This is a genomic window from Caballeronia sp. (genome assembly GCF_028292365.1).
Lineage (GTDB): Bacteria > Pseudomonadota > Gammaproteobacteria > Burkholderiales > Burkholderiaceae > Caballeronia.
The window spans coordinates 1-9,042 of the sequence record NZ_JAQGMM010000066.1 but is presented as its reverse complement, the minus strand read 5'-3'; the positions used below and the strand labels follow the sequence as shown (position 1 = coordinate 9,042).

Sequence of the window (9,042 nt, the reverse complement as noted above, 5' to 3'; positions counted from 1 at the left end):
GCGGACGTTGCGGCCACGGATACAAATAAGGCCACGCAAGCGCCCCCGAAAACGTCACGTGCGCGTTCAGCCCCAAGCGCCTGGACGCCGCCGCCGCGAACCCGACCTGCTCGATCGCCCAAGCCGTACGAGCCTTCGGATCGCCGCGAACATGCTCCGCTGCGAATCCGTCGAAGAGTGTGTCGTAGGCCGGGTGAACCGCGACAAGCTGCCCCTGCAAATGCGTCGATAACTCCGTGATGCTCACGCCCGCGTCGTCCACTACGCGAAGCAGATCGTCGCAATACGCATCGCTCTTTGCCGCCTGCTCCAGATCGATCAGCCGCGGATCGCACGGCACCTGAATACCTTCGTAACCGAGGCCCTTCGCCCAGCCCGCAAGATGCGCGAGGTTGTCGAAGGGCAACGTGTCACCTAGAAACTGCGCCAGGAAAATGGCGGGGCCTTTGATGGTTTTCATGTGCGTCGATCCGCTAACGGTGCAATGTTCAAGTCGTCAGAAGTCAGGAACTCAGAACGGCGAGTTCGGATAGTAGAACTGCTTGGCGTTTTCCTTCGTGATCAGCACCGAAGGAATGATGGTCGTGGCCGGCAGTTTTTCACCCTTCAAACGCGCCTCTGCAGTGAGCTTGATTGCGTCGTAGATAAACTTCGGCGAGTACGACACATCCGCCTGGACCAGCTTGTCGCCGTCCATGATCCGCTTGACCGCTTCCTTCGATCCCGCGCCGCCAAACACCTCCTTGATGTCCGTACGCTTTGCCTGATCAATCGCTTTCAGCACGCCGATCATCATGTCGTCGTCGGCTGCCCAGACTGCATCGATATGCTTGAAACGCGTCAGGTAATCCTGCATGACCTTGAACGCGTCATCGCGATTCCAATTGGCGTATTTGGCATCCAGGATCTTCATGTCGGGATGCTGCTTGATCACCGATTCAAACGCAGCCCAGCGCTCGTTATCCAGCGTAGTCGGGATACCGCGCAACGCGACGATGTAGCCCTTGCCGTCCATCGTCTTCGCCAGATATTCCGCCGGCAGCTTGCCGAATGCGGTGTTGTCGCCGGCTACATACGCATCCTGAGCACTCGTATCGGTCAACCCGCGATCCACCACGGTCACGTATACACCCTTCTTCTTGACCTGCGCCACCGGCTGCGTCAGCGACGCCGATTCGAACGGGAAAATCACCAGCGCATTGATCTTGTTCACGGTCACCAGGTCCTGCAACTGGTTCGCTTGTTCCGGCGCGCCACCTGCTGTCTTGATGATGATCTTCAGGTCGGGATGCGCCTGCTCCAGTTCCTTTTTAGCCTCGTTGGCCCACCAGACGATGCCGCCGGTGAAGCCGTGCGTCGCAGTGGGGATAGCGACGCCGAGCGTGACTTTATCGGCGGCGTCGGCCGAGACGGCGCCCGCCGCCAACGTTAAGGTGACGAATGAGGCGCCGAGTGCGCGAAGAATCTTTTTCATGCTGTGTCTCCATTGTTTTGACAGGCGCCTGAGAGGATTTCAGGGCACGGTTCGAACACACTTCAACGACGTCCACGCTGTAAAAACGCTACGAAAATAATCACGGCGCCCTGCACTGCCGCGTTGAGATACACACTGATAATGCTGGTGAGATTCAGGATATTCGCGATCACCGACAACAGGATTGCGCCGATCACCGTCCCGATCACGCGCCCTTCGCCGCCTCTTAACGCGGTGCCGCCAACAACCACCGCCGCAATCGCTTCAAGCTCCCAGAGCAGGCCGGTAGTGGGTGTGGCAGATCCGAGGCGCGGCACGTACAGCACCGTCGCCACGCCTACACACAGCCCGAGAAGCACGTATGTGACGATCTTCACGGTATCGACGCGAATGGCCGCATAACGCGCGACCTGTTCGTTCGAGCCGATCGCCTGCACATGCCGCCCGAATACGGTTCGGTTCAGCACGATCACACCGCCCGCCGCGACGATCAGGAACACCCAGATCGGCACGGGAATGCCGAAGAGGCTGGCGTAATACACGGGACCATAGAGATCGGACAGGTTGTTGTCGAGCGTGAGCGCGCCGCCGTCCGCGAGCCACGTCAGCACCGCGCGGAAAATCCCGAGCGTCCCCAGTGTCACAATGAACGGTTCTATGCGTCCCTTGGTCACGAGCAGTCCATGCGCCAAACCGAAAAGACCCCCTAAAACGAGGGCTAAAACGATCCCGACAGTAATAATGGCGAGTGGCGCGAGGGTATGTCCGCCCACCCCGTGCGCGAGCGCGTTCATGATCCAGATCATGCTGCCCGCGATCAATGCGGCCATCGATCCAACCGATAAATCGATACCGCCCGAAATGATCACGAAGGTCATCCCCACCGCAATGATGCCGATGAACGAGGTGCGCGTGAGCACGTTCATCGCGTTGTCGAAGGTGGCGAAATCCGGGTTCAGCAGCGTGCCGCCTATGCATAACGCGACCAACCCGAGCAGCGGCCCGACGCCGTGCAGCCGACGTGCGAAGCTGCCCAGGCGGCTCGACTCTTCAACGCCTTCAGTGTGTGCCGGTCGCATGCGCGATCAACCTCTCTTCAGTCAGATGTTCGCGCCCAAGCGTGGCGACAAGCTGGCCGCCGCGCATCACCGCAACGCGATGGCATAAACCGATCAACTCGATCAGTTCGGATGAGATGACGATCACCGCACGGCCTTCGGCGGCGAGCGCGTGGATCAGGAAATAGATGTCGCGTTTCGCGCCGACATCGACACCGCGAGTGGGTTCGTCGAGAACAATCACGCGTGGATCGGGATGCAGGAACTTCGCGAGCGCAAGCTTTTGCTGATTGCCGCCCGACAACATGCGCGCACGGCTCGCCAGGTTGCCGGTGCGGATACCGAAGTCGCCGACCGCCTTTTTAAGCGCATCGCGTTCCGCTTGCGCGTCGAGCAGCGGATGCGCGTAGCGCTCAAGCGTCATCATGGTGAGGTTGTCCTTCAACGCCATGTCGACGTGCAAGCCGCGGCCCTTGCGGTCCTCGCTCAAATAGGTGATGCCGTGTTTCATCGCAGCGCGGGGATTGCGCGGGTTGATGCTCTCGCCCTCGAGCGTGATGCGTCCCGCCGTGCATGCCCGCAAGCCGACGAGTCCTTCAAAGAGTTCCGTGCGTCCCGCGCCCACCAGTCCCGCGAAGCCGAACACTTCGCCTGCTTGCACCGAGAAGCTCACGTTCTCCGCCCAGCCCGGCACATAGGCGTTATCGACCTTGAACGCTATGCGGGCATCGGCGGCGATGACCGGTTTGTCGGGGAACATGTCGGACACTTCGCGCCCGACCATCAGGTTCGCCATCTGATGGCGCGTGGTCTCGGCAGTCAACCCGCGGCTGACGAAGCGGCCGTCGCGCATCACGATGACTTCGTCGGTGACGCGTTCCACTTCGTCGAGTTTGTGGGAAATATAAATGATGGTCACGCCGTCATCCTTCAACCGCGCCATCAATGCGAACAGCCGTTGCGTTTCAGCGGGTGTGAGCGTGGCGGTCGGTTCGTCCATGATCAGCAGGCGGGCATCGCGCAGCATGGCCTTGGCGATTTCTACAAGCTGCTTCTCAGCGACGATCAGGTTGCGCACGCGTGTATCAGGGTGCTTGTGAAGGCCGACATCGGCGAGACGTGCACGTGCGTCTTCGCGCATGGTGGGTTCATCGAGGAAGAAGCCGCGTTTTATCTCGTGACCAAGAAACATGTTCTGCACAATGCTCAAATGATCCGCGAGATTCAGTTCCTGATGGATCAGTACGATGCCCGTGGCTTCGGCATCGCGCGAACTATCGAAGTCCGTGACCACGCCGTCGATGGAAACCGACCCTGCGCTCGGGCGTTCATAGCCGGCGAGGATCTTCATTAACGTCGACTTGCCGGCGCCGTTCTCGCCAAGCAAGCCGTAGATGCGCCCGGGAGCCAGGTCGAAGCTCACGCCATGCAGCACGCGAACGGGTCCGAACTGTTTTTCGATGTTGTCGAAGCTAACGGCCAGGCTCATGATCACGCACTCCTTCGTATCATCAGCTTGTGCGGGAGCAGCACGCCGGGCACATGGGCGTTTGGTTCGCGCAGGCGTTTGAGCAGCAGGCGCGCGGCGGTTTCGCCAAGTTCGCGCATCGGTTGGGCGACCGTCGTGAGCGGTGGATCGATTTGCGCGGCGACCGCGATGTCGTCGAAGCCGATCACGGCCATGTCGTCCGGGACGCGCAAGCCGACGCCGCGCAAGCCGTTGATCACGCCGATGGCGAGGGTGTCGGAGACGGCGAACACTGCTGTCGGTCTGTTGCGCCGCAGGCGGGTCAGCTCGCGCGCGGCGCTTTCACCGGCGGCGTAGTCGAGGGTATCGAGGTCGACTTGCCAGGCGGAATCGGCGTCGATCCCAGCAGCGCTCAGCGCATCGCGATACCCTTCCGCGCGCTGGCGGCTATATAAATATCCCTGGCCCGAATTGATCAGCGCGATTTTCCGATGACCTCGGCTAAGCAAGTGGCGTATCGCATCGCCGGCGGCTTGATAGTTGTCGATGCCTACGTACGGCACGCCTGCGGCGGGATCGAACTCGCAACACGCTACCCACGGCAGCGTGGCGGCCTCTTCGGCTAACGCCTGCTGAATGGCGGCAGGATCTAGACAGATTGCGCCGTCGGCGCGGCGGCCTCGCAGCAAGTCGAAGTAACTGCGCTCGCGGCCGGGATCGGCGCCCGTATCGCAGAGCAGCATGAAATAGCCATTTTGACGGGCGACGCTGTCAATGCCGCGAACGATGGCGGCATAGAAAGGGTTGCCGAAGTCAGGGACCATGGTCAGCAGCATGCGGCTTTCCGCAGTGCGCAAATTACGGGCGAGTTCGTTGATTCGGTACCCGCTGGCGGCAACCGCTGCGAGCACTTTGTCGCGGGTGGGCTCGCGTACGTTGGTGTGGCCGTTGAGCACGCGGGACACGGTCGCGACCGATACGCCCGCTTTTTGGGCGACGTCAGAGATCGAGATTTCGTCGGCGGAGCGCAATGAATCGGTCATTCGTTTCAACTCGCCGTCCGCAGATGTAATGGATTACATTATTGGAGCGCGAGCGGCAGGACGCGATAGGGACAAACACGAAGGGGGATCATCCGACTCAAGCTCTGCAGCGGACTTCGCAAACTAGCGCATACTACCCGCCCATCCTCCCGCGCGGCTTCACTTTCGCGCCTCCCTGATGCCCGGTTACCTGACCAAGCAACAAAACATCGCGGTTGCTGGCGTTGAAGACCTGATCATCCGTTCGCTGCTGGACCTTCAGCAATTCTCCGATCCCGCCGGCGACGCCGAGCGAATCGGTATCTCTTCCGCCATGTGGCCGCTATTCGGCATGCTGTGGCCATCCGGCGCGCACCTCGCCGCACGCCTCGCCCTGCGGCCGGTTTTGATTGGTGAAAGGATTCTCGAAATCGGTTGCGGACTGGCGCTCGCCAGTCTCGTCGGACATCGGCGCGGCGCAGATGTCACCGCCAGCGATTGCCATCCACTGACCGGGGACTTCCTGAAAGAAAACCTGCGCCTGAATCACCTGCCGCCCATGAAATACCGGCACGGCAACTGGTCGATTCCTGAACTGGAAGATACTTTGGAAGATGATTCAGGACGCCGTATTGTCGATGGCCGCTTCGACCTGATCATGGGCAGCGACCTGCTCTATGAACGCGATGCCAACGCAATGCTCGCCGCGTTTATCGGACTGCATGCGTCGCCGGCGGCCGAGGTGTGGATCGTGGACCCCGACCGCGGCAACCGCGCCGCGTTCAACCGGCAAATGGGCGAACGCGGCTTCCAGATGCGCGAGGAACGCCTGGATAAAATTGCCTTCGACGATACCGCCGCCTATAAAGGCCGCCTGCTGATCTATCGCTTCGACGACGCGTAACACTACGCGCTATGCGTTCGCCGCTCGCTGTTCACCCCTCAACCGAACGTGAATGCGTACGCCTCGACGCCCGGGTCCAGGAACTCGATGGTGAAAGTGTGATCTTTTACATCGCCTGACTGCCGCACGAGCTGATACAAACGCTGCTCTATGACCGTACCCGTGCCATCGGGCATGACATCCGACCCGTGCGCGTTGCCAGGCGCCGCGCCATCGATGCTCACGCGAAACCTCACCGGCTTGTTGTCCTTTCCAGGCCCCAGCACGAGATGCAAGTCACGCGCGTGGAATCGATACACGATGGTTCCCGTTGAAGCCGCCAGCGTCGCTTGCTCCGAACCTACATTCCATGCGCCCGCCAAGCCCCATTGATTAAGTCCGAGTAAAGCAGGCGCGGTATACGTGTGAACGCGGTCATGCGATTCGCCGCCGCGATCTGCAAAGTTCTCTGCGCGTTCGTAGCCTACATAGGTTTCCGGTGACTGCATGTCGGCGTTATCGGCGGCCATTTGCACGCCCTTCGCTACGGTTTCGTCACTGACCATCGTGCCTGCATTCGCGTGACCGGCTTCCGCCAGCAACTGCTGGATCACCTGCTCCGAATGCGCATAGTCGCCTTCGCCAAAGTGATGGAAGCGAATCTGCCCCTTGGCATCTATAAAATAATGCGCCGGCCAGTACTGGTTCCCGAATGCACGCCAGATTGCATAGTTGTTATCGATGGCAACCGGATAGTCGACTCCGAGATCGTGCGTCGCGCGCTTGACGTTGTCCACGTTACGCTCGAACGCAAACTCGGGCGCATGCACGCCGATCACCACCAGCCCCTGATCGCGATACTTCTGCGCCCACGCCTTTACGTAAGGCAACGAGCGCAAACAGTTGATGCACGAGTAAGTCCAGAAGTCCACGAGCACGACCTTGCCGCGCAAATCCTGTGCCGTGAGCGGCGGCGAATTGAGCCATTGAACGGCGCCGGACAGCGACGGCAATTCGCCCTCCACGGGCAGCGACAGCGGCGCATCGGTGTTTGCGGCTGCTCGCATCATCGCGGGACCGGTGGCGTCCGTTGCTGCGGTGGTTTGAGCGGGCGTAGGCGTGTTGTTGGCGTTGTTGTTCGCAGCTTTAGCCGGCGTGGTACCGCCCGACAATGTATCCACCAGTTTCTGTTCGATGCCACCTGTTGCGACGGTGGACACGCGCGCGAGTACACCGGTGTCGAGTCCTAACGAGATGGCGACGACGCCAAGCAACATCGCGGCGCCGATACCACGACGAATCCACTCGCCTGCCCCGAGCGAGCGCTTCATGGCAGCAAACACCCGCCCACCGATGAGCAACGCCACCGCCAGCGAGGTCGCTGCCCCTGCCGCGTACGCGACCAGCAGCAGTGTCGTGCCGACACTTGCGCCACGTAGTGCCGCGCCTGTCAGTACAAGGCCTAATATTGGGCCGGCGCACGGTGCCCACAGCAGGCCGGTCGCAATGCCGAGCAGGAACGACGAACTTGCGCGCACTTGTTGTCCGTCAGCTTGAGCAAATTCGGATAACCGGTTGCCCGCGCTGACGAACGGACGCATGAGGCGCTCGGCGAAGCTTGGCAACAGCAACGTCAGGCCGAAGATCGCCAGCAATGCAACAGCGAGCCAGCGGCCGTACTGGTTCGCCTGCGTGACCCAGCCGCCGCCCACTGCGGCGAGCGTCGCGACTGCCGCGAAGGTGATGGCCATGCCGGCAAGCAGAGGCAGGCCGCTGCGCACGAACGGTTGGTCCGCCCGCGAAAACACGAAGGGCAGCACGGGCAAGATGCACGGGCTCAGGATAGTGAGCGCACCGCCAAGATAAGCCAGGACAATGAGTAACATGAGCGTGAAGGTTCTTAGGTCTTTAGGTGGTCGAGGTTCGGCGCAAAGCAGTTTTAGTAGCTTGTGCAGAGGGTCAGGCAGCGGCGGGTTTGAACGTCATTGCCAGGCCGTTCATGCAATAACGCAAGCCGGTGGGTTTGGGACCGTCATCGAAGACGTGGCCAAGATGGCCGCCGCAACGCCGGCAATGCACCTCAGTACGTGATACGCCAAAGGACAGGTCCTCATGCGTTGCCACTGCGTGATCGAGCGGTGCCCAGAAGCTTGGCCAGCCGGTGTGGCTGTCGAACTTCGTGCGCGATGAAAAGACGTCGAGCTGGCATCCGGCGCAAGCAAATATGCCGCTCCGATGTTCGTTGTTCAAAGGGCTGCTGTAAGGACGTTCCGTGCCTTCATGCCGAAGCACGTTGTATTGAGCGGGCGTGAGCAGGCGGCGCCATTGATCGTCGGGGTGAACGACCTCGAACGATTCATCGGCGGTGCTGCTGTCTTTTCCGGTCGCACCCAATACGCGACTTTGATTGAACGCGGCGAACGCTGCTGCTGCGAAAACGCTGCCTGCAAAAATAAACCGGCGCCGGGTCTGCATGATGTGCTCCTGAACAAAACTTACGCTTTGAGGAATGCCGTGCTGCGGATGAACGGCTTTCCGGGTCGCTACGGAGAACCACGGTCAGGTTCTAACAGGCAAACACTTCAATCACGGCTTTAATCCCTTGAATCAAAAAAATCGTGATTAATTTTGGAAGCCTGTGGCCTGTTTCAACCGGGTCTTAAATGTGGCGGGGGTTTGAAACCGCAGCATTCACCGTGCGTCTATTAGCTAATTCGTCCAGGGAACACAGTGGGTTACACATGGTCCATCAAAATTCGTTTGGCTGACATATGCGCACCCCATCGGTGTGTCGAATCTTTTCGTTACGCTATATTTTATGAAATATAGCGTAACGAAAAGGATATCGAGTTGCCATGCTTAGGGTCGGGTTGATCCGGGCGGTTGCTTTGACGATGGGATGGTGCTTGCCCGAGAGCGTACGGGGCGAAGCGTGTTCGTGTCAGGATTCGCGAGAAGGAGGGGTTCAAACATCCGTGGCTCTGGCGAGCACCGTGCTTTTGGGGCACCCATGAATAGAAACTGCACGCTGTGGACACTTAGGGTAGCGTGTTTTAAAAGCGTTTTCTTTGCTTCGTTTCTTTGTCGCTTTGGACAAAGAAATGACGCGCCGCCACGCGCAGTGGCTAATAGTGATA

Annotated in this window: 7 protein-coding genes and 1 pseudogene; 1 reads left to right on the top strand and 7 read right to left on the bottom strand. The window is 60.0% G+C overall.

The annotated features are described in order from the left end of the window. The 5 genes and pseudogenes from JWR14_RS03945 to JWR14_RS03925 all read right to left on the bottom strand — a co-directional run. Nucleotides 1-460: pseudogene (locus tag JWR14_RS03945) on the bottom strand (sugar phosphate isomerase/epimerase); the annotation flags it as partial. A 51-nt stretch (nt 461-511) separates the two neighbouring features. Next, on the bottom strand, nt 512-1,474 hold the full coding sequence (locus JWR14_RS03940) for a substrate-binding domain-containing protein (RefSeq protein ID WP_299701673.1): 963 nt from the start codon (nt 1,472-1,474) through the stop codon (nt 512-514). A gap of 62 nt (nt 1,475-1,536) precedes the next feature. Next, the gene (locus JWR14_RS03935; RefSeq protein ID WP_299701671.1) at nt 1,537-2,553 is read right to left on the bottom strand and encodes an ABC transporter permease; all 1,017 of its coding nucleotides are present in this window, start codon (nt 2,551-2,553) and stop codon (nt 1,537-1,539) included. Beyond that, the gene (locus tag JWR14_RS03930; RefSeq protein WP_299701668.1) at nt 2,534-4,021 is read right to left on the bottom strand and encodes a sugar ABC transporter ATP-binding protein; all 1,488 of its coding nucleotides are present in this window, start codon (nt 4,019-4,021) and stop codon (nt 2,534-2,536) included. Before JWR14_RS03930 ends, JWR14_RS03935 begins: the two co-directional genes overlap by 20 nt. Nucleotides 4,022-4,023: 2 nt before the next feature. Further along, a complete protein-coding gene (locus JWR14_RS03925; protein WP_299701665.1) occupies nt 4,024-5,043 on the bottom strand; it encodes a LacI family DNA-binding transcriptional regulator in 1,020 nt (339 codons plus the stop codon). A gap of 178 nt (nt 5,044-5,221) precedes the next feature. On the opposite strand from JWR14_RS03925, the gene JWR14_RS03920 reads away from it, so the two are divergent. Next, nucleotides 5,222-5,926: an SAM-dependent methyltransferase gene (locus tag JWR14_RS03920; RefSeq protein ID WP_299701662.1), complete on the top strand. Its 705-nt coding sequence runs from the start codon at nt 5,222-5,224 to the stop codon at nt 5,924-5,926. A gap of 38 nt (nt 5,927-5,964) precedes the next feature. Here JWR14_RS03920 and JWR14_RS03915 read toward each other — a convergent pair whose 3' ends face one another. Together JWR14_RS03915 and msrB are read right to left on the bottom strand one after the other, a co-directional pair. Then, a complete protein-coding gene (locus JWR14_RS03915; protein ID WP_299701659.1) occupies nt 5,965-7,791 on the bottom strand; it encodes a cytochrome c biogenesis protein DipZ in 1,827 nt (608 codons plus the stop codon). Nucleotides 7,792-7,864: 73 nt separating this feature from the next. After that, nucleotides 7,865-8,380: a peptide-methionine (R)-S-oxide reductase MsrB gene (gene msrB, locus JWR14_RS03910; protein ID WP_299701656.1), complete on the bottom strand. Its 516-nt coding sequence runs from the start codon at nt 8,378-8,380 to the stop codon at nt 7,865-7,867. Nucleotides 8,381-9,042 lie beyond the last annotated feature (662 nt).